At 45.5% G+C, this 21,104-nt stretch carries 18 protein-coding genes; 3 read left to right on the forward strand and 15 right to left on the reverse strand.

Translation table 11 applies throughout. The features are described from left to right. Window positions 1-16 precede the first annotated feature (16 nt). A complete protein-coding gene (locus NST40_RS24260; RefSeq protein WP_076129693.1) occupies window positions 17-1,354 on the reverse strand; it encodes a stage II sporulation protein P in 1,338 nt (445 codons plus the stop codon). A gap of 156 nt (window positions 1,355-1,510) precedes the next feature. Beyond that, on the reverse strand, window positions 1,511-2,512 hold the full coding sequence (gpr, locus tag NST40_RS24265) for a GPR endopeptidase (protein WP_036677518.1): 1,002 nt from the start codon (window positions 2,510-2,512) through the stop codon (window positions 1,511-1,513). A gap of 304 nt (window positions 2,513-2,816) precedes the next feature. Between gpr and rpsT the strand changes: the two genes are divergently transcribed. Next, window positions 2,817-3,089 carry a 30S ribosomal protein S20 gene (rpsT, locus tag NST40_RS24270; RefSeq protein WP_036677521.1) on the forward strand — a complete coding sequence of 91 codons (273 nt, stop codon included), beginning with the start codon at window positions 2,817-2,819 and terminating at the stop codon, window positions 3,087-3,089. Between the two features lie 158 nt (window positions 3,090-3,247). Here rpsT and NST40_RS24275 read toward each other — a convergent pair whose 3' ends face one another. From NST40_RS24275 to NST40_RS24300, 6 genes are all read right to left on the reverse strand, one after another. After that, the gene (locus NST40_RS24275; protein ID WP_076219578.1) at window positions 3,248-3,736 is read right to left on the reverse strand and encodes a hypothetical protein; all 489 of its coding nucleotides are present in this window, start codon (window positions 3,734-3,736) and stop codon (window positions 3,248-3,250) included. Window positions 3,737-3,773: 37 nt separating this feature from the next. Then, the gene (holA, locus tag NST40_RS24280) at window positions 3,774-4,793 is read right to left on the reverse strand and encodes a DNA polymerase III subunit delta (protein WP_036677525.1); all 1,020 of its coding nucleotides are present in this window, start codon (window positions 4,791-4,793) and stop codon (window positions 3,774-3,776) included. A 276-nt stretch (window positions 4,794-5,069) separates the two neighbouring features. Continuing rightward, on the reverse strand, window positions 5,070-6,326 hold the full coding sequence (locus tag NST40_RS24285; RefSeq protein ID WP_312148473.1) for a zf-HC2 domain-containing protein: 1,257 nt from the start codon (window positions 6,324-6,326) through the stop codon (window positions 5,070-5,072). Beyond that, window positions 6,323-6,871 carry a sigma-70 family RNA polymerase sigma factor gene (locus NST40_RS24290; RefSeq protein WP_036677530.1) on the reverse strand — a complete coding sequence of 183 codons (549 nt, stop codon included), beginning with the start codon at window positions 6,869-6,871 and terminating at the stop codon, window positions 6,323-6,325. Before NST40_RS24290 ends, NST40_RS24285 begins: the two co-directional genes overlap by 4 nt. Window positions 6,872-7,179: 308 nt before the next feature. After that, window positions 7,180-7,416: a hypothetical protein gene (locus NST40_RS24295; protein WP_038572950.1), complete on the reverse strand. Its 237-nt coding sequence runs from the start codon at window positions 7,414-7,416 to the stop codon at window positions 7,180-7,182. A 238-nt stretch (window positions 7,417-7,654) separates the two neighbouring features. Then, complete coding sequence (locus tag NST40_RS24300) at window positions 7,655-8,296, reverse strand: bifunctional 2-keto-4-hydroxyglutarate aldolase/2-keto-3-deoxy-6-phosphogluconate aldolase (protein WP_038572952.1); 642 nt, start codon at window positions 8,294-8,296, stop codon at window positions 7,655-7,657. A 346-nt stretch (window positions 8,297-8,642) separates the two neighbouring features. Here NST40_RS24300 and NST40_RS24305 point away from each other — a divergent pair, with 346 nt between their 5' ends. Then, window positions 8,643-9,593, forward strand: coding sequence for a sugar kinase (locus NST40_RS24305; protein ID WP_076179379.1), 951 nt, complete (start codon window positions 8,643-8,645; stop codon window positions 9,591-9,593). Window positions 9,594-10,131: 538 nt separating this feature from the next. Here the strand turns inward: NST40_RS24305 and NST40_RS24310 are convergent. The 7 genes from NST40_RS24310 to NST40_RS24340 all read right to left on the reverse strand — a co-directional run bounded on the left by NST40_RS24310 (window position 10,132) and on the right by NST40_RS24340 (window position 20,044). Then, window positions 10,132-11,148 carry a LacI family DNA-binding transcriptional regulator gene (locus NST40_RS24310; protein ID WP_342410072.1) on the reverse strand — a complete coding sequence of 339 codons (1,017 nt, stop codon included), beginning with the start codon at window positions 11,146-11,148 and terminating at the stop codon, window positions 10,132-10,134. Between the two features lie 72 nt (window positions 11,149-11,220). Next, window positions 11,221-12,339: a hypothetical protein gene (locus NST40_RS24315; RefSeq protein WP_342410073.1), complete on the reverse strand. Its 1,119-nt coding sequence runs from the start codon at window positions 12,337-12,339 to the stop codon at window positions 11,221-11,223. Then, on the reverse strand, window positions 12,336-12,875 hold the full coding sequence (locus tag NST40_RS24320; RefSeq protein WP_076220530.1) for an RNA polymerase sigma factor: 540 nt from the start codon (window positions 12,873-12,875) through the stop codon (window positions 12,336-12,338). The genes NST40_RS24315 and NST40_RS24320 overlap by 4 nt, the downstream gene beginning before the upstream one ends. 134 nt (window positions 12,876-13,009) lie before the next feature. After that, window positions 13,010-15,073, reverse strand: a complete 2,064-nt coding sequence (locus NST40_RS24325; protein WP_342410074.1) for a glycosyl hydrolase 115 family protein — start codon at window positions 15,071-15,073, stop codon at window positions 13,010-13,012. 847 nt (window positions 15,074-15,920) lie between these two features. Beyond that, window positions 15,921-18,596, reverse strand: coding sequence for a ComEC/Rec2 family competence protein (locus NST40_RS24330; protein ID WP_342410075.1), 2,676 nt, complete (start codon window positions 18,594-18,596; stop codon window positions 15,921-15,923). 114 nt (window positions 18,597-18,710) lie between these two features. Next, a complete protein-coding gene (locus NST40_RS24335) occupies window positions 18,711-19,229 on the reverse strand; it encodes a dCMP deaminase family protein (RefSeq protein WP_076137388.1) in 519 nt (172 codons plus the stop codon). A 113-nt stretch (window positions 19,230-19,342) separates the two neighbouring features. Then, window positions 19,343-20,044 carry a ComEA family DNA-binding protein gene (locus tag NST40_RS24340; protein ID WP_342410076.1) on the reverse strand — a complete coding sequence of 234 codons (702 nt, stop codon included), beginning with the start codon at window positions 20,042-20,044 and terminating at the stop codon, window positions 19,343-19,345. 187 nt (window positions 20,045-20,231) lie between these two features. Between NST40_RS24340 and comER the strand changes: the two genes are divergently transcribed. Continuing rightward, window positions 20,232-21,083, forward strand: a complete 852-nt coding sequence (gene comER / locus NST40_RS24345) for a late competence protein ComER (protein WP_342410077.1) — start codon at window positions 20,232-20,234, stop codon at window positions 21,081-21,083. Window positions 21,084-21,104 lie beyond the last annotated feature (21 nt).

A 21,104-nucleotide genomic window follows, 5' to 3' on the forward strand; every position in this document is an offset into this window, starting at 1 on the left:
TCCTTGGTAATTTATTTTAAGAAGCTCCGTTTGATTTCTTTGGTGTTGTAGTGGGATTCGCCACTTTTTCAGGTGCGTTCACCTTCTCAGCGTCATGACTGCTCCAGTAAACATCAGCGATAGCATCCGCCAAAATATCAGCCGTACGCTTTAATTCCTCAGCCGAGTTATCAATTCCGCCCACTTCAATCAAAACACTATTGGGAGACAGGGTCTGATTGTACTCTCCGTTGTTGCCTTTACCCGCAGCTTTTCCCCATATCCCACGAGATATTCCCGGGTAATTCTTTTCAAGCTGTTGATGAATCTTATTGGCAAACTCTTCGTTCTTCTTCCAGTCTTTATTTGCATGTCCAATAATAAAATAGACCTGTGCGTAGCTTTTCCCGTCAATAACAGCTGTTGTTTTGCTATGACGCTGCGAATCGCGGTGAATGTCGATAAAACTATCCATTTCCTCATTTGCGCTGAGTGCTGATTTAACCAAGATCCGGGAATATTTATAGGAAAAGTTCCAGTTATAGTCGGTGATTTTGGTTGGAAAATCTTCTTTGGCATGAACCGTACCAATCCCGAGCTGTTCCAGTCTTTTCGTAATATATGATCCTACCAGCATTACATTTTTAGTTGAAACTCCGGAGCTGGGATTTTCATTTGCTGCCCCTAACAGAGGGTTGTAGGCCTCTCTAGGATGTGAATGATAGATTAGAATCCGTTTGATCGAGGTATCCTTAGTGCTGTCTGTGCCGCTTTGCGGATCACTCTTATCCGTCCCTTCCTCCGCTGATGGTTCAGGGGATGGTGCAACCGTCGCTTCAGGCTGCTGTGTTGTAGTATCTCCATGCTTGTCCCCTTCGTCCGGAACAGAAGTTTCTGCATCTTCACCACCCTCAGCCAGTTCATCAGTCCCAGGATGATAATCCACTGGTGCTCCTGTAGATCCACCTGAACCTTTCCGCAAAAGAAATGGATCATCCGCCGCCATCCCCGGCACTTCACGAGAGACTAGACTCTTAGGGTCACCTGGATTCACACTGGTTAGCAACTGAAATACGAAAGAAGTTACCTTTTCACCTGAAAAAGCGGAAGGCTCTTTACCCTGCGGTAAATGCGGCACCTCCATCCCCAGCAGCTCCATGAAAAAACCACTAGACAGTGAGGCAGCAAGCCCCTTCATTGAAGGAATGGGTGAAGAGCTAAGCTTCTGTCCGGCCAATCCACCGGCTCCAAGCAGCATAAAAAATACTAGCGAACCTCCGGCTAACAGCAGCATCGTTCTCCCCAGCGATAAAACATCCAGCATTTTTCCCCTTAAACGGCCGATGTTCCAAAGCTGAAACCATTTTTTATTCATTGTAGTTATGTCCTCCTCCAGCCCTCTGTAATCTCTTATACTCCAAATCTATGAGCGCAAGAGCAATACTAGAACCGAAAATGAGAGAATAGACATAAAGCCCGTACAGGATACCTTAATTCAGCATCCCGCCGGGCTAAACAAACCATAATTCAGTTAGTGGGTATACGCGCCAACATTCTCAGGATCAACCGCATCATGTAAAGCCGCATTCAGACCACTGGCCACAATATTCGCGATCCCTTCAATAAATTCATCGATTTCCTTGGGAGTGACGATCAAATCGTGCCCCAGAGGTTCAAGCACTTCCTTCACTAATGACAAGCGTTCCTGCTCAGAGATATCGTCCAGCATCCCCATGATTTCCTTCGTATGGTTTGCTCCTTGCCCGAAGTGATTTTTCATCATCTCCAGCACATTATTTACAATAGTTGAGGCATAGCAGACAGTGGGCACTCCGATTGCGATACAAGGCACACCCAGAATTTCTTGGGTTAATCCACGTCGCTTGTTGCCAATCCCCGAACCGGGATGGATCCCAATGTCGGCAATTTGAATCGTCGTATTGATACGCTCCAGTGACCGGGATGCCAACGCATCTATGGCGATAATAAGCTCAGGTTTCGTCCGATCCACGATTCCCTGCACGACTTCACTCGACTCAATCCCAGTCAGCCCAAGCACTCCAGGAGCAATAGCGCTCACCTTACGATAACCAGGGGAGATCTGATCCGGAACCAGCTCATAGAACTGCCGCGTAATGAGTGAGTTCTCCACCACCAACGGACCCAGTGAATCCGGTGTAACATTCCAGTTACCAAGACCAACAATCAACACAGATGCATCCTTGCCAATCCCAATTCTGATCAAAAAGTCCTCAAATTCGCGGGCAAAAACTTCAGCTACCTTTTGCTGCAAGCCAGTATCTCCGCCACGTAGAGCGGGTACCTCTAGGGTTACATAGTTGCCAATTGCGCGTCCTATTGCCTGTGATCCGGCAGCATTAGCTACACCAAGACGGGTCACTTTAATCCCATCAGACTCTTCCACTTCTTCGTTCACACCAGGGATCGGCGTTCTTTGTGGGCCTTGAGCCATTTCCTTTGCCTCTAATGCCAAATCGGTGCGCACAGAATATAGCTGCAGATCCGGTTCCATTGTGTACCAGCCTCCTAAAAGTTTTGTAAGCATACACTTCCATGAATTACTTCGAACAAAACTCACTTCGAAAGCGGCTGCTTAGTTTTGTAAGCATACACTTCCATGAGTTCATCCTCATTTGGCAAGCTTCTGCCTATGCTCTTTTGTCGATAGTGTGCGAGAGAAAGCCAATGTTTATGCAGGATACGGAGGTTTAATTTGAAAGCTTTAAGTATTGCTTTTTGCTACCGGTCATGCTAAACTATTTTAAGTTGTGAATCATTTGATAATGATTTCGAATGTCTTACAGGAGGTGAATGCAATGCCAAATATTAAATCCGCGGTTAAACGCGTAAACACGAACGAAAAACGCCGTGCACTGAATGCTTCCCAAAAATCCGCGCTTCGTACAGCTGTGAAAACTGCTGATGTAGCTCTGACTGGTACGGAAGTAGAAACTGCTCAAGCTGCTTTCCTAGCTGCTTCCAAAAAGCTGGACAAGGCCGTAAGTAAAGGTCTGGTTCATAAAAATGCGGCTGCCCGCAAAAAATCCCGCTTGGCGAAGAAATTGAACGCTCTTACGGCTCAAGCCTAAGACGACATTCATAATGAGCAATTGAAGAACCTGACCGCTATGCTTCATACGGTTAGGTTTTTTTGTGTCTATTAATTAATAATAAGTAGTGTTAGTTACTTTTAAGAGATGTTTATTAAATGAAAGAAGACCGCCTCAGAGAGGCGGTCTTCTTTCATTTATTTATTCTCTTTTTTCATTTCATAATAGTTACCATCCCATAAGAAAATCATCGTTTGATCGTCTTTAACAATAAAACTGCTGCCGGGATTCGTCCAATTATTTATAGATACCGTCTTAACCGATTCCGTCTCGATGCCAAGGTCACTTAATTTATTTCTGTATTCGTTAAAAAAGTCATCCTTTGTAATGCTCTCTTCTTTATATTCAGGGTTCATAATTTCATCTTTATCAAAAGATGCCTTTTCTTGCGAATAAGTTACCCGCATGCCAATAAGCTTTTCATCCTCCGCTGCCGAGACAGGTGTAGAACCTACTAGACCTTGTACACTCCATTCCCCAAAATAAGAAGGTGCATCTGCAGAGGTATTCGAATTCGCAGGCGACTCAGAAGCTGAACCTGACGGTGAATTAGTATCCGTTTTGCCACAGGAACTAATTAATAGAACGAGTAACAGCAGTGCCGAATATTGAAATATTCTTTTCATAGTCAGATCATCTCCAATACTTTTTCCCCTTCTTAGCTCAGACACCTAAACGCAGCATGAACAGCTCCAGCCCTAGCACTTTGTCTATAGCCCCTGTTTTCATTTTATAATCCAGATCCGCCAATGCACTTAAGATTTGCCGCAATCGTTCACTGGAGAACTTATGGGCCTGCTCCCCAGCAAGCTTAACCGCATATGGATGCAATCCGATCTGTGACGCAATCTGTCCCTGCGAATAACTATGTGCTGATAAATCCTTAACCTGCAAAATAATGCGGAACTGCCGCGCAACCAACGCTGCGATCTTGATCGGTTCCTCACGCTGCTTCAGCAGCTCATATAAGGTATCAAGCGCCTTATCAAGACGCAGATTAGCGATATCCTCAACAAGCGTAAACACATTTTGTTCTGTTCCACGGTGTACCAGACTCTCTACGGCCCCCGCATCCACAGTGCCGCCCTTACCAGCGAATAAACAAAGCTTGTCCATCTCTGCAGATAAACCTTGCAAGCCTGTGCCTGCATTCGTTATAAGAATTTCTGCCGTGCCAGGTGCCATTACACAACCCCGCTCACGAATTCCTTTTTCCACCCAGCGCAGCAGCTCTTCTGCTCCCAGCGGATTAAAGGCTAATACTGTGCCCACTGATTTGACAGTCTTCACAATTTTTTTACGCTCATCCAGCTTATCATTATTCACCATAAAGACGATTACACTGAAGTCTACAGGATGCTGCAAATAGTCACTTAAAAGATCTATACGATGCTCCAGTTTGGCATTTTCTTTGCCCGCTGTAAATAACGAGGCATCCCGCACCAGCAATAATTTACGTTCTACCATAAATGGCACAGTCTCCGCTTCTTCTACCACAGCCTGCACCGGCGTCTCAGAGAGATCAAAGGGAATAACTGCGAAATCACGATCCTCTTTAGCAATCAGCTGTTCTTCCAGCAGTGCCGTGAATTCATTCATTCGAAATTTCTCACTGCCATATAAAACATATAACGGTGAGATCTTCCCTTGTTTGATTTCTTTTATCGCCGTTTTGGCATCCATCCCGCCACTTCCTTTTCCATTCATCTAGCCCATTTTGTCCAGAGTTCTATTGTAGCAAAAAAAACTACAAAAATGCATGCAAAAACGGAGAAACTCTGGCAGCCATGGCCAAAGCCTCTCCGTTTAAGCGGCGCATCTATATAAACGACGGAGTGCGAAGCTCTAGAAACTCCGCATCCGGCGGTCATACCGATGTTCTGCAAAACCTATACTTTCTAGTTCCTGTCCTGTTGATATAGTATATTCAGAAACTTCGAAAAAAGTTCCAACCCCACTTTAATTTGTTGAAGATGAGGTTGGAGTGTTCGTTGGTGTCGCCCCAGGGGATACAGCCGGACTTGAAGAAGCTGCTTCCTGTACAGTGTACACCTTGGTTACATTCACACCATCTTTTTCAGTCACGTACGTAAACTTCGAGCTGTCCGCAGACCATTCACCAGAAATCCAATTTCCTTCCAGCGGATAAGAGTTTACGGCTAAACGTTCTTCCGCTGAGCCCTCTGGCGACTTCTTATAAATCACAAGCTGCAGCCCAACAAATTCTATAGCATACTGACCATCAGGAGAAGTCCAGGTCTGCACATTAGATTCATCAGAACTGCTTAAGCTCATAACTTCCCGTCCATAGTCATAAGGAATCTTTAAAGAATCCTCCATCAGCGGAGCAGAATCAGCTGCGCTGTCTGAATTCATATCAGCAGTTTGCTCCTTATTATCCACCTTTAGCTGATTGCTACTGGCATTACTAGAATCTGAATTTTGAGATTTCGTGGCGACATCCTGCTTTGGCGAAACAATTTTCTCTGTAGGCTTAGGATCTGCGCTTTGAGGCGGTTCGGTGATCGACCGCCCTCCAGCTCCAGCTCCCGCATCAGCTGCATCCGCCGGTGCACTTGGCATCGAGGTAGGGTCCACTGGTCCCGTCGCTCTATCTAAAGCGGCGTTATCTTCGTTCATCTCTGTTGCATCCGTCTTATACTGGGCAGCGCCCTCGTTCTCTCCACCAGCTGCAGGTGAAGCTCCATCAGAGTTAGCAGTAATAGAAGCTTGTGATTCCATTGCTGTATCCTTAGTATCATCGCTGGCTGTTTTAGCACTATCCTGCATCCTTTGTTCTACTTCTGCCCCAGGCATTTTATCGGGCATATTAAATATTGCGATCCCTAATAGAACGGCAGCTGCAATAGCTCCAATGCCTGTCCGTGTTGCTATAGAGGTTCCCTTGGAAGGTTTACCGCGGGAGCTTTCACGTGAAAATGGAACAACAACCGGCTCCTCAGATCTCACAGCACTTTGTTCACGACTGCTTCGATCCAATTCTGCAAGCTGAGGTAAAATAGAGTCAACCAGACTAAACGGGGGTTTCACGTCTGGCAACTGCTCCAATTCATTGGAGAGAAGTGTCAGGCGCTCAAAGACTTCCGCGCAGGAAGGACAATTATCGATATGACGGAACATCTCAACAATCTCATCTTGACTCAAATCTTTGTCTAAATAGCGGTGCATCCATTCCATCACCTCCGCGCATTTCATCCCGATACACCACCTTTCTGGTACTCCTGAAGTCTATTCTGCAGTTGCTGTCTAGCCCGAAATAAGTACGATTTCACTGTATTCAAGGGCAAATCCAGACAATCTGCAATCTCGTTGTAAGAAAAATCCTGTAAATAGCGCAGGACGATGACTGTCCGATGATGCTCGGGCAATTGATCAATCGCTTCGCGTATATCCTCAGCTAAATAAGAGGATAGAACCTCACGTTCCACATTGTGTTTATCCTGAAACACCATTTCATGTTCATCAATAGAAACTGTAGGTTTAGTTCTTCTGAATTTATCAATGCAAATGTTAGTGACGATTCGCTGAACCCACGTTTTGAACTGGGCCTTCTCCTCATATGAGCCGATTTTTGTATAAACCCGGATCAAGGCTTCCTGAGATGCATCTAGCGCATCTTGTTCATTATGCAAAATGTAGAAGGCCGTTTTATATACATGTCCTTCAATTTCTCGCAATAGGGTGATTAGAGCGTCGCGATCGCCCGCTTGAGCGGCTCTGATGAGTCCCTGCTCCACCACGAAGGTTCCCCCTCTCTATGCAATCTTACTGACGCGCAAGACTGCGAATTTGTTGCAACCGTGTAATTAATATTTTTAGAATACCAAACTTTTCTTAGAACGTCATGTTAAGCCAGCCGTTACAACGCGCTATCCCGCATTGCACAGCCAATAATTCCTACTAAGCATACAGGGGAAACAACAATCATTCAAATACTCTTTTTCACTATCTTAGTAACAAAAATGACATCAAAAGAAACGGCCTATCCCCTTGTCGGAAATGAAGCCGTCTGTCTTAAATATTACCCTCCGGTATCGAGCAAGAAACTCTATTTATAGAGCGCAATTTTGCAGAGCATGAAGACCGCGTAGTTTTCCCTAGTCTCATCATCCACCACATAGGCTTCTCCATTCTCAAATAATTGAGGGTTATTGTAATTGCGCTCTAATCTGTAGATCTGCCCTTCCGTCACCTTACAACCATGGAATGCCGACTCAATTTCTACGTACTCAGCATCATCTTCATCCGCTGCTTGATACAGCTTTTTATCATTATAAGCAGGCATATACTCACTCCCGGCTGGATAATAAATCCTGACGTTCAGTCCATGTATCACTACTCTTCTATTATATAGTTTATTATCTTTATCCCGATTCTATACTTTCTAAAAAGCATAGAATAAAAGGAATATGGACAGCTCAAAGAAAATCAACATAAAAAGGCTGCATGGCCAACGTCTGTCAGCCACACAGCCTATAAATAAAAACGCGAATCTGGATTTCAATCTCCGTTCGAACTATACATTAAATCCCTTTTATCTCTTTAAACTTCGCCACATATTGGGCAGCAAGATCGGTAATCTGATCATATCGGCCATTCTTCGCCGGTGCAGTCAAATTCCCCCCAATGCCCACAGCCATGCAGCCGTTTGCAATCCACTTCTCCATATTGTTCAAATCCACGCCACCGGTCGGCATAATATTTACATGTGGCATAGGACCTTTAACCGCTTTTACATAATCCGGCCCGAAAGCACTGCCAGGGAACAATTTAAGCACATCCACGCCGTACTTCAGCGCTTCCTTCATTTCATTTAATGTCATGCAACCAGGCATATAGGGAATGCCGTAAAGATTACACATCTTAGCTGTCTCCACTTCAAAGGAGGGACTAACGACAAACTCTGAACCTGCAAGAATGGCTATTCTAGCTGTTAAGGGGTCCAAGACAGTTCCGGCGCCAATCACCGCACGACTTCCGTACTCAGCAACCAATCTCTTAATCGCCACATCCGCGTCTGGTGTAGTAAAAGTTACCTCAATATTATTTAGACCGCCTTCTATACAAGCAACGGACATCTTAAAAGCTTCCTCAGCACTATCTGCTCGAATAACCGCTACAACCCCGACGGATGCCACATTCTGCAATACTTTCATTTTCTTCATCAGTAGACTCCCTTTCTCTTGGTACGATCATAGATAAACAGGAAATACTTTTTTAGATAAACTTTTTTATTAAATTTACTAATTATTGCGTTTTGTTCTATAAGGAAATAGTAATAACAATACGATTAACAGTCAATACATTTTTATTACATCAGGTGGAAATAAGTAATAAAACCTAAGAAAAACCTTTATAAAACAAGGGTTCACGGAAACATTATTTTCTTTTTACGAAAAAAGTTTTTTGGTTAACAATCATTCTTTTATTGTACAAAACCGATTTATGTGATAATTTCAAATTACAAATCATTATACTGGGATAAAATCATTACCCTAGGAGGAACTAAAAATGAGTAAACAGCTGGATGCCGTCACTTTCGGGGAGCCGATGGCGATGTTTTATGCGAATGAGGCCGGTCCTCTGCATGAAGTATTTTCGTTCTCCAAAGCATTAGCAGGTGCAGAAAGCAACGTGGCTACAGGCTTGTCGCGTTTGAATCATCCTACAGGTTATGTTACGAAGCTCGGCGAAGATAACTTTGGCACATTCATTGCTCAGGCGATGAAGAACGAGAACATTAATACGGACAATATTACTTTTACTAAAGAGTATTCAACAGGCATGCTTATCAAATCGAAAGTGGTTACCGGCGATCCAAAGGTCGAATACTTCCGCAAAAACTCCGCGGCCTCCACGCTTAGTCTGGAGGATTTCGACGAGGCCTACTTCAATTCCGCAGGACATCTGCATGTTACAAGTATCTCCGCCGCTTTGTCCAAGAGCTGTCATGAATTTTCTATTCACGCTATGGAATTTATGAAGAGTAAAGGAAAGACGATCTCTCTGGATCCTAATCTGCGTCCTAGCTTATGGCCGGATACAGAAACAATGGTGAGTACTATCAATGATCTGGCTACACGCTGCGACTGGTTCCTGCCGGGACTCGGTGAAGGTAAAATCCTTACCGGACTGAGCACACCCGAAGAGATTGCAGACTATTACCTGGAGCGTGGCGTAAGCTTAGTCGTCATCAAGCTTGGCCCTGAAGGCGCTTACTATAAATCCTCTGCTGGGGAAGGTTACGTGGACGGATTCAAGGTGGAGCAGGTTGTTGATACGGTGGGTGCAGGTGATGGATTTGCGGTTGGCGTAATCAGTGCGATGCTGGAAAAGCTTCCGATTGCTGAGGCCGTCAAACGCGGCAATGCGATCGGTGCGTTAGCCGTCATGTCGCCAGGCGATATGGACGGACTTCCCACCCGTGAGGAACTTGCGAAGTTTATGCAACAAGAAGTCTAATAATTGCAAAAAGACACAGAGCAGCGATTCTCCGTTATTGGAGGAGCGCTGCTCTGCTTTTTGGGTTGCTGATTGGCTGCTATTGCTATTGCTATTGCTATGGCTATGGCTATGGCTATGGCTATGGCTATGGCTATGGCTATGCTATGCTATTGCTATTGCTATTGCTATTGCTATTGCTATTGCTATGCTTCAGCAGTGTAATCACTTCGCTCTGGGGCTTTCGGACCCAAAAGACGCTATTTGCAATTTTTTTACCTTTGCGGCGTAGTTTCGGACTCCAGTGACACTATTCCTTATGAAAAAGGGCATTTAGCATGTTTTCCATGCCGATAGCTGCGATGGGGTCCGATAGTACTCCAAATATGGGATTATACTGCATATAAGGTCAGCTGAGTCCGATAGCGACTTCTTACGCGAAAATATTACCCAATCAAACCCAAGTTTAGTGTTTAGATAAAGTTAGGTCCAATAAAAGGGGGAGTGCCCAACAAGCTAAGAAATAGCTGCTGGGCACTCCCCTTTTTATAGTTCAAACTTATTTGTAAGACTTCACCGACTGCCCTTGCTGCAAGGTCGGCGGGAAACGGTATGTAATTGGAACAGAAGCTCCCTTATCCTCGATACAAGAGAGTATAATCTTGGCAGCCTGCATCCCCATCTCGTAAGCAGGCTGACGGATTGTCGTAATGACCGGATTATAAATTTGCGCGAATTCCGCATCATCTATCCCGATAACCGACAACTGTTCTGGAATAGAGATGGCATTTCGATTCGCATATTTCAGAATTTCCGCTAGTGTGATGTCGTTCGTAGCCAGCAGTGCAGTTGGCGGCTCCGGCAGTGCTAATAAGTGTTCCAGCCCCGAAGCTAATTCCTCTTTGGATACACTGCAAATATACTCCTCACCCAGCGTTATGCCCGCTTCTTCCATCGCCTTTTTGTAGCCGCTAATCCGCTCTTTGCGAGGGGTAATCGCATGCTCCCCAATTGGAAGGGACACCAGAGCAATCCGCTCATGGCCTTGCTGAATTAGCTGCCCTACGCCTATCTTTGCCGCCATTTCATTATCCAGCAATAGACTCTGCGTGGTGATTCCATCTACCAGACGATCCATAAAGACTAGCGGGAATTCAGCCTCTACCAGCTTGCTATAGGCAGACGGGTTATTCCCTGTAGGAAAAATAATCAGCCCATCCACCTGACGAGCGATTAAGGTTTCTACATATTTGCTTTCTTTCTCCGCATTCTCATCTGCGTTGCATATGATCACTTGGATTCCGTGATGCTGCAGCTCATTCTCAATCGCCCGGATACATTGGATTGACAGCGTGTAGTCAATATTAGCTACGATGATCCCGACCATATGCGTCCGGTTCTGCTTCAGACTGCGTGCCAGACCATTTGGCTGATAATTAAGCTCCTCAATTACGGCCTCAATCCGGTTTTTCGTCGCTTCGCTCATATATTTAAAACGTTTGTTCAAAAATTGGGAGACCGTACTTTTCGAAACTCCCGCTTTTTGAGCCACATCATCAATCGTTAACTTCTTCATCGCTTCGGCTCCACTCTTCTCAAAAGAAAATACTTTATCAAAAAGTATAGCTTTTATTTAGTGATTTATCTACTAGGGAGTCTGACTGTAAAATTCCTGATACAGCTCATTTTGTCGCTCTTCTGATAAAAATGCCCAATCTTCATCTAACCACCCTGGTCCACCTTTCGTAAGAATATCCGCTTTATAAAGTTCTCCATTCATCTCATATTCCATGGTTAACGATTGTCCATTAATGTCTCTAAATCCAATGGTAGATGCAGGTGTTTGAATGCTTAAGGTCTCCATATCATAAAGCACTGTTTTGTCTTGGTATGTCTTATCTACCGGGTATTCTAGGTAACTAAATACGATCTGGTCATGCTCCTTATCCACTGCGATTATTGACTTATATTCTAATAGCTCCCAATCAAAGGACGTAAGCTCTTTCGGTACCACAGATTCTCCTGTCGCTGCTTTTTTAACATTTAGAATAAAAAATCTACCATTCTCCATAATGCCTGAACCTACAGTCTTCGTATAGGTAAATAGCAGAGCGTAATCGCCCGCTCCAAAAAATCCACTCAAATATTGATAAGTACTTGCCCCTCCTGCATAAAGAGGTAAAGTATAAATCCTAGTAGCTGAAGAAGCCGATAATTCCGTCTGGTCCTTCGAGCTCAGGTAAAGAGTGAACGGTTCTGTAGGATGTGTGTACTTTGGCTTCTTGTAGTCCACCATCGGGGGTGGCGGCGACCAAAGGATTCCCGCTGTTGTCTCAACGGCATACGCTTTACTCTTATCTCTGTTCATTGGCAAAGGCATGTAGTATTTCTTACCGCTAATCTCAAATTCTACTGGACTTGTCGGAGGCTCTATCGCTTTATCATTAGTTGCAGGACTAGAAGAAGGCAGTATGCCTGCGCCTTGTGACTGAACGGATGACGAATGGATTGGCCCTGTGTTTTTCCATATGCCCATAGGGAAGGTAAGCGCACCTATCAACAAAATCGTAGCCAGACTGGTTAACACCATATTTTTATTTATCCAATAACGTTTGTAAACTGAACTTTTATTCGCAGCAGCCTGTTCGATCCGCATCATTAACTCAGGCGTAAAACCATCTTCAATGAAAGGATTTTTGCCTGCTTGCGCATACCAATCCGTCTGCCCGATCATCACTGGATTACTATCATCGGCGTTGCGTTTCATTCCCTCTCCTCCTTCTGGATAGCCTCTTTAACCTTATCTCTCGCCCGCGCGAGCCGAGATTTCACGGTTCCTTGTGCTACATTCAGCAAATCTGACATTTCGGCAATGGATAATCCATGTTGAATATCTAGCACAAGCACCTCTCTGTTCTTCTCTGGAAGGGTCATAATAATTTCCCAGATACGGTTCGCATACTGATTGCCAAGGGCTTCATTTTCCGCAGAAGGTGCATTAACAGCAATAGGTTGATCACCCAAGGCTATGAATCTGCGCCAAAAGCTATTTTTGCTCCAACTGAAGGCCGTATTTCTGGTAATCGTAAGCAGCCAGGTTTTCATCGAAGATTGCCCCCGGTATTTCCCAACATTCTTATACGCCTTCAAAAATACTTCTTGGCTGATATCATTTGCCTGCTCTCGACTTCTAGTTAAGAAAAAAGCATAATTCCACACATCCGAGCCATACGCCTCCATCATTTCCCGCAAACTCATTGCGGGCGCGTACGCTGCTGTATATGGTATCTCTTCGCTTAGCATGTTTCGCCTCACCTCTTGCCTAATAAGACTTTCCAAACTTGAAAAAGTTCCCTCTAAAATAAAAAAATAGGTCATTTATTAAAAAACACCACCGATGAACGTTTAAGCGTTCACTAGTGGTGTGTGGATATTTTTTAAAGAGAGCTGAATTTCTCCTGTAGCCGCCGTGCAAGCTCATCGTCTGATAACGGATTACGATGCGTATTTTCCAGGTAGATATGCTTTTCGGTCTCGGGCATCAAATATTCCTTATACCATAAAAACATATCCGGACTATCCCCCTGAATCCGCAAAAATTTACGGGCCGTTTCTACATGATCTATAGTGTTGGCAATATTGGTCAACCAATCAGCCCGATAAAAATGCTCCCACTGGCCGATCTCTGCCCGTAAAAGAGCCTGCTGGCCCTCCTTATAATCCCAAACCGCATGAGAAGCTTCGATAAACGCCTCTGGAAATCGCTCTTCTTGGTAACACATATACGCCTGGCAAAGAGAGGATAATCCTCTGCACCCGCTCCAATGCAGCTCAATTTGAACTAGCAGTTGAACATGCAGCCTGTTTCGCTCTTTTTCGGGTAAAAGTTCCATCACCTCTAGGCACTGCTTTCGCAGCAGATACCAAACTAGTATTACTCGCTCAGCTCGATCCCTGAACCATCGAACCTGCTCTACAAAAGGAACATCCCCTGCGGCCCAGCGCAGTCGCTCATCGCTCTCCGTCTTATTTTGCAGCCAATGCCCTATAATCTGCCTTGCCGGATGATGATAGAATTCATCGCCTGCGCGGTCGTCAGCATTAGGACCATATACTATGGTGTTTTTGAAGTAGCTTTTGTACAATTGTGCAATTCGCTCCTGCTGCGCTGTGTAGAAACGGTTAACGAAGGTCTGAAGCTGTTCATCAGCATCTGCTGTTCCATCCATCCACAACTTTGCTGTCAGATCTAATGTATAGAGATGAGGCAAAATATTCCCTGAATTCACTAGCAGATATTCACTAGCTCCTGCCGCAAATGCCCCCTGTAATTCCTCCACTATAAAGGACGGATCCGTTGGGAATTGTGTTAGATGATTGGAGGCCTGCAAGTCGTGGAAGGTGACGTGGTAATATACCCCGTTTTTGCCTTGATCTCCTGCCTCGGGTAGAGCAGGCACGCGCAGATTCAGATGGCCATGTCGTCGCGACACCATTTTACCGTATCCGTTATCCGCCCATATTTTAATAACACCTTCTGGCACTTCGATCTTTCCTTGTTTATACAGCTCCGCAATTTCTCCGTACATCGCCATACAGCACACAGGCTGGTCCACATATTCACAGATCATTTCGTATTGCTTGCGAACTACAAATGAGATCAAATCGCCCTGTTTCTCCGGAGTATCAAAAGAGGGATCATTCTCCCAAAAAGGTTTATCACCCTGTCCGCGGAAAGAGAGCACCCAGAGTGTTTTTTCATCTTTTTGCCGCTCGATGGCCTCTCTCCACAGCTGTTCAAACAATTCTGGATATTCTTTATAACTGGCTTGCTTGCCCGGAAAAGCACGCAGGAACATTTGCGCGCCAAGCGGCTCCGCATGATGATGTGTGATCCACAGTCCCATATCCACCGCAAGCTGATGATGAATTCCGTTTCTCGGCAAATCCGTCCCGGGGATTACCATATTTCCACCACAGCGCAGCAGCGCTTCAAAAACAGGCTCCCATACCTCCGCCGTCGGAGGATAATCCTCCTTCCAGCCGATAAGACACACTTCATCATTCACGAACCAACCTCGGTAGCGTACCTTTGGCTGAATGCTGTTGTAATCAGAAACAGGTAAATTGATCGCATCTTTCTTAACAGGAGGAAGCTCCACCCAGAACCAGAAGGGATCGACACCAAGCACGTGGCGGCTATAATGAAGCATCCCATAAATAATGCCCAATTCATCGCGGCCGATAATATGCAAGATCCGATCCTCTTCACTACCTGTAAAACGCAAACAAAAACCCTCCGCCCATTCCGGGCAGCCATCATCCTCTGTCGCATAACGAATAATTACAGTAGCAGCTGCTCCTTGTACCGGAGCTTTTCCGAACACCTGCTCATGATCCCTGGCGATCATCCGCCAAGCATGTCCAATTGGATTACTGCGTTCCACTTGAACATCATATACACTTTCCGCTGTGACTCTAAATTCTGCATATGTATTCACTATCGCTTCATCTCCTAATTCGCTACAAAACACGGAGGACACAAGCTTCTCACCACCGCACTTTGCAACATAGTTTAAGTAGGCATAGAGTTTACCAGAATCTTCTATCTCTATTATAAAGCGTTTACATAAATTGTGCATGCCCGTGTAATAATTACTGGAGGAGGACGACGGCTACTGGAGCTACTGCGTTAGAGCAGTAGGTGCTAGAGAGGGACAACAGTTATAGTATTAGAGCAGCTGGTGCTAGACAGGACAACAGTTACAGTATTAGAGTAGTTGGTGCTAGAACAGGGACAGTAGCTACTGCGTTAGAGCAGCAGGTACTAGACAGGACAACAGTTACATTATTAGAGCAGCTGGTGCTAGACAGGGACAACAGTTACATACTTAGAGCAGCTGGTGCTAGAACAAATGGACTGGGATCATCAGCAAGTAACAGGAACTTATGTGAAAGTTAGTATCGCTACAACGATAATATGTAACTGAGGTGCTTTGATATGTTCATATGGAGCGTTTAGTTGCACTTTGTGCAACTAAAAAAGATCTTTCCAGCTCATAAAGTGATTTAGTTGCACTACATGCAACTATTTCTGCTCAAAATTAGAAAATAGGCATTTTTCCAGATTTTAAGTGTACAAAGTGCAACTAAATAAAGAACCAGCTACTTTAAATTACGATCTATTGCACAAAGTGCAACTAAACAAGGTTTTAGATTTTATAGTGGTGTAAAAGACCACGAAAGGAGCTTTAAAGGGGCCTTAAAGGGACTTTAAAGGGGCTTTATAGAGTCTGCGAAAATTAACATACACCACCCAGCGCTCAATCACATTACTCGACTACCTCCCTAATCCGCTCCCTCCGCCAACTTATGACGCACAATAATCCCGTCGGCCCGCACACGCATCTGAATCTCCCCCTGCCGATCCGTTCTAAAAATAGCAGCTTGATTAGCTTCCAAACGTTCCAATACCTCAGCTTTCGGATGACCATATAGATTATTTACTCCTGCAGAAATTACAGCAGCGGCTGGGTGCCAAAACTGCAGCCAAGACTCGCCTGTTGAAGTTTTGCTCCCATGGTGAGCTACTTTTAAAACGTCAATGGCAGGTCCTGCGTTAATGCCCTTTTGCAGGGCTTGCTGCACAATCTCCTCCTCGGCTTCCAGATCCATATCTCCGGTAAACAGAAAATTTCTTCCGTTCATCTCTAGACGAAAAACTACAGAATCGTGGTTCTGATCCTCCAGCAGTGGGATGCTATTCAGCATAGAAGAACCTGACGCTGCTCCCTCTCTATCTTGTTCTTCCGGCCATAAAAAGGACAGCTCCGTCTTATCATCCGGGGAAAGCCTCATTCCCTGATGTACGGCATACAGTTGAACATTGTTCTCCAGCGCAGTCCGCATCATCTCCATATAAGATTCACAGTCAGCGAGTGTGCCATTAAAAAGCAGTGCCGAAACCGGAATCGCCTCCATAACGGCTTGGAGTCCCCCGGCATGATCCTGATCCCCATGAGTCAAAATAATCGCGTCCAGACGGTGGATCCCACGTTTTTTAAGCAAAGGCACCAACACTTTAGCCCCTACCTCGAACGGGCTGCGGCGAATGCGCCATTCTTCTTTTTGCTCAAAATTTAACGTTCCTCCACCATCTACAAGAATATGAGCTCCTTTTGGTGTAGTGATGAGGATACTGTCGCCTTGCCCGATATCCAGGTAACTAATCGTCCCTTTAACCGCCTGACGTTCTGACTGATAACCCTTGTACAGCATTAGGCCCAGTCCAACCGCAGATAGTAGAACAATCGCTCCGCTCCAACGTACAATCTTAGGTTCATCCAAAAAATACTGTGCGCTCCCCGTTCCCCCAAACCCGCCGTGCTTGTTCACAGATAAACCAATCTCAGCTAACGGCCTCGTCTCATCCTCCATATACTGAGGTGTTGCGCGGGCTTCTACTCTTAGCTTGGCAGCATACAACAGCCCATACAATAAGACATAATACACTCCGATCCACAACAGTGAAGGCGAGCGCCAAATCAGAACTCCGCCAGCAAAACCATTAATCCATTCAACCGCATAAAAAGTAACGTTATTCAGCAGCTCCGTAATATGTGCCAAAAAAATCGCGGCATCTCCCCACAATCGTCCAAGCAGTAGCGCAAGCGTTCCTAACGGCAATACGATAAAAGTAATAAAGGGCACAAAAACCAGATTAGCCACTAAAGACAGCAGAGAAAATTGATTAAAATAATAAATCGTCAATGGAAATGAGACTAACTGGGCAACTAGAGTCACAGAGACGGCACTTTTAAGCCAGCGTGGCAGTGCGCTCAGCAGAGGGTCCATAAGCGGAACGTAGACCATTAATCCTAAGGTCACCAGAAACGACAACTGGAAACTGACACTGAGCAGCATGTAAGGATTCCAAATCAGCATAACCAGTGCCGCTGCAGCCAAAATATTCAGTCCATCCTTCAGCATGCCAACTCGTGCAGCGAGCAATGCAATCATACTCATTAATCCCGCACGCACGATAGACGGACCCGCACCTGTCAACAGGACGTATACAGGAACGAGCACTAAGGTGACTGTTAGCGTGGTTTCTTTTGTCATCCGTAAGCGCCTGAATATAAATAAAAGAACACCAACATACACCGCAACATGCATACCTGAAATGGCGAGGATATGTGTCAAACCAAGTTGTGAGAACTGCTTAAAGGTATCCGGATCGAGATCATCCTGCATCCCAATCACCAAACCCTTCATATATCCAGAGTGGCGCGCTTGAAACAGCCGATCCGTCTCCGCTCCAAGAACTGCCCGCGCTTTATCATTCCAGCGTAAGATCATTAACGGATTCCATGAATCTGGAGCAGTTGCTTGCACATTTTCTGCACCTTGACTCTTTAGAAGCCAGTGAATCTTCTGCGTATGCAAATAGGCCCGATAATCAAACCCTCCGTAATTCCGCGCTGTTGCTGGCTCTTCAAGTACACCGTTTAGCGACACCTGATCCCCTCTACGCCACTCCGCAGCAATAGCGATTTCTTGCTCGGCAAGTAGTTTGATCTGCACCATAATTAACTCCCCATGCACTCTTTTATCTTGTTCATCCCGCGGATCAGGTGAAGCGGCATCTTCCTCAGTAATCAACGATAACTCTGAGAGCTTCATCGTGAAATCAACCCGGTCCCCGTCCCGTTCCACAACGGAAACTATCGTCCCCTTAGCCTCCACGGCAGTCTCATTCAACTCCGACAATAATCTCCCTAGCGCTTCAGGCAGGTGACTTAAATTACGGCCTTCATTCCATTCCCAATATCCAGCGGATAAACTAATCGCCAAACAAAATATCGCCAGCTGTTTCCAGCTTATGTTCACCCAAACTCTCATACTAACCAGTAAAAATAGTAATCCAGCCCACGCCAACCATAAGCTAATCCCTGAGAATAAACACGCTGCTACACTTCCAGCCAACCAACACACTGTAAAACCTAATAAGGGTCTCTCCTTCAAGCCTCCATTCTCCTCCTTTCGCAAGATAAAAAAAAGAACCTCTGCATACGCCATAAAAGCGCACGAGAGGTTCTTCCTCAAGCCATCTTATTCAATTAGGGTTGTACAATACAGCTACTCCGCTACTTTAATCATCGTTTCACTTGGCGGCTCATAATTCTCCAATTGGCGAAATACGATGCCTTTGGCAGCCATCATTGCTTCTACCTTTTCCATATCCTTACGGTAAGGACGATAATACACAATCTCCACAATACCGCTATTAGCCAGCATATTTGCACAGGTCCAGCAAGGCTCATCCGTCACGTAGACGGTACTGCCTTCCCGGTCAATCCGGTCTGTGAATAGCAAAAGATTCTGTTCGGCATGAATCGTGCGAATGCAGCGCTGTTTCTTCACCATAGTCTCTACGCCATCCACGATCTCCATCTCATATTGCTCCGAGAGCATACAACCTGCCTCTGAGCAATCAGGTACGCCCATTGGCGCCCCGTTGTACGCGGTACCAAGCAGCTTCTTGCCTTGCACCAGTACAGCACCTACATGTCGTCGTGAGCAGCGTGAACGAGTTGAGACCATACAGGCAATGTCCATGAAATAAGTATCCCAGTCTTTACGATAGGCAGTAGTCATAATCAATCTCCATATCCTTCTAAATAGTTGTTAACTATTGTAGCACATCCCCGCAAGTTTTCACTAGGACAACGGTTGTGGCACTTCCAACGATCTTCATTTCTTATTTATCTTCAAAATATTACTAAAGCTTTTAACTTCTCCAGCATTTTAGGTCCTATCCCCTTTACCTTCCCCAGATCAGACAGGCTGCGAAAGGTCCCTGCACGGTTGCGGTAATCCATAATTGCCTGAGCCTTCTTTTCTCCGATGCCCGGAAGATCCATCAGCTCCTTAACACCCGCAGTATTCACATTTACTTTACCTTCCTGTGAAGCTGCTGATATGGAAAGCTCAGTCGTCTCCTTAGCCGCAACAACTTTATCCCCTGCTGGCGTTTGCTTCCCTGCAATGTTTGGCGTTTGAACTTCTGCCCCTGCTGGTGCTTGGCCTTCTGCCATTGGCGTTTGGCCCGCTCCTTCTGCTCTCTCCCCCGCAACTGCTGTCGAAGCTTTTTCAGCTGCCGAAGTTTGGTCAGCTTGTTCTGCTTGCGCTACCTCCTTAACCTTCTCACCTTTTTCAGCATTCCCAGCAGCTTCAGCCTGCCCTGCATCTTTCTCCAAATGTAGCTTATTTCCCTTCGTCTGATGACCTCCCTCACTGCCCCCAGCAGCTGGAGCGGAACCAGACTCAGCGATTCCAACCGCTTGCTCCATACCAACATTCAAAGTCTCCCACCCGGCAATCCCGGAATCGCCCTTGCTCCCTGCCGCCCATAAAAGCCCACTTCCTATTACAGCAGCAGCCACTCCGAGTACGATACTTCCTTTATTCATATTACTTTCCTCCTCACAAAAATTCTTCTTATGCCTTTTTGTGAATCTTCATACATTCCTGCGGCTGGAAACTCCTTTAATAATTCATACAAAACCTGTCATCTGTCCAAGTCTATCCTGCATACATATAACGAAGAGCATTCATGTCAGTTAGTGAATAAGCAACGCTAGAAAGGAGGAACCACAGGTGAAAGTTGGATTTATCGGAACAGGCAGCATGGGCAGCCTGCTGATTGACGCCTTTCTTTCTTCCGGAGCCCTGAATCCGTGCGATGTACTCGCCAGCAACCGCAGTCTGAATAAACTGCTGGAGCTAGAAGATCGTCATCCCGGCATAAACTTATGCGGAAGCAATAGTGAAACAGCGACTGGAAGTGACATTGTTTTTTTATGTGTAAAACCGCTGGAATTCAAAACCTTAACAGATGAGATCGGCCCTTATCTCCGCAGCGATCAAATCGTCGTATCCATTACAAGTCCCGTTCAATTGCAACATCTGGAATCCGCTTTGCCGTCCAAAATAGCCAAGATCATCCCCAGCATTACACACTGTGTCAAAAGTGGGACATCACTGTGCATATTTGGCAGCAGGCTTAATAAAGAAGACAGGCTCGTGCTGCTGCAGCTGTTGTCTTTCATAGGTGTTCCTTTGGAAATTCAAGAGGCCCATACCCGAATCGCTTCTGATTTCTCCAGCTGCGGACCTGCGTTCTTGAGCTATTTCATTGAACGCTGGATTGAAGCTGCGGTGGAAGTTACCGGGATTGAAGAGACGTTAGTCAGCCGGCTTGCAGGTGAAATGCTGCTTGGAACAGGCAAGCTGCTAACAGAAGGAGAATTCACCCCGCAAGAGCTTCAAGAACGTGTAGCTGTCCGTGGTGGGATTACCGCAGAGGCACTGAACCATCTTCGCATTAGCCTTGAGGGCGTATTCGAACGTCTCATCATGACTACCCATGATAAATACGATGAGGATGTTACCAAGCTGGATGCGTTATTTGGGCATGACGGTATTATTCAAAGTCCCGTAGACCGTTAGAAAACAATAAAACCCGCAGCA

This window comes from Paenibacillus sp. FSL R10-2778 (assembly GCF_038593035.1).
GTDB classification, from domain to species: domain Bacteria; phylum Bacillota; class Bacilli; order Paenibacillales; family Paenibacillaceae; genus Paenibacillus_AQ; species Paenibacillus_AQ odorifer.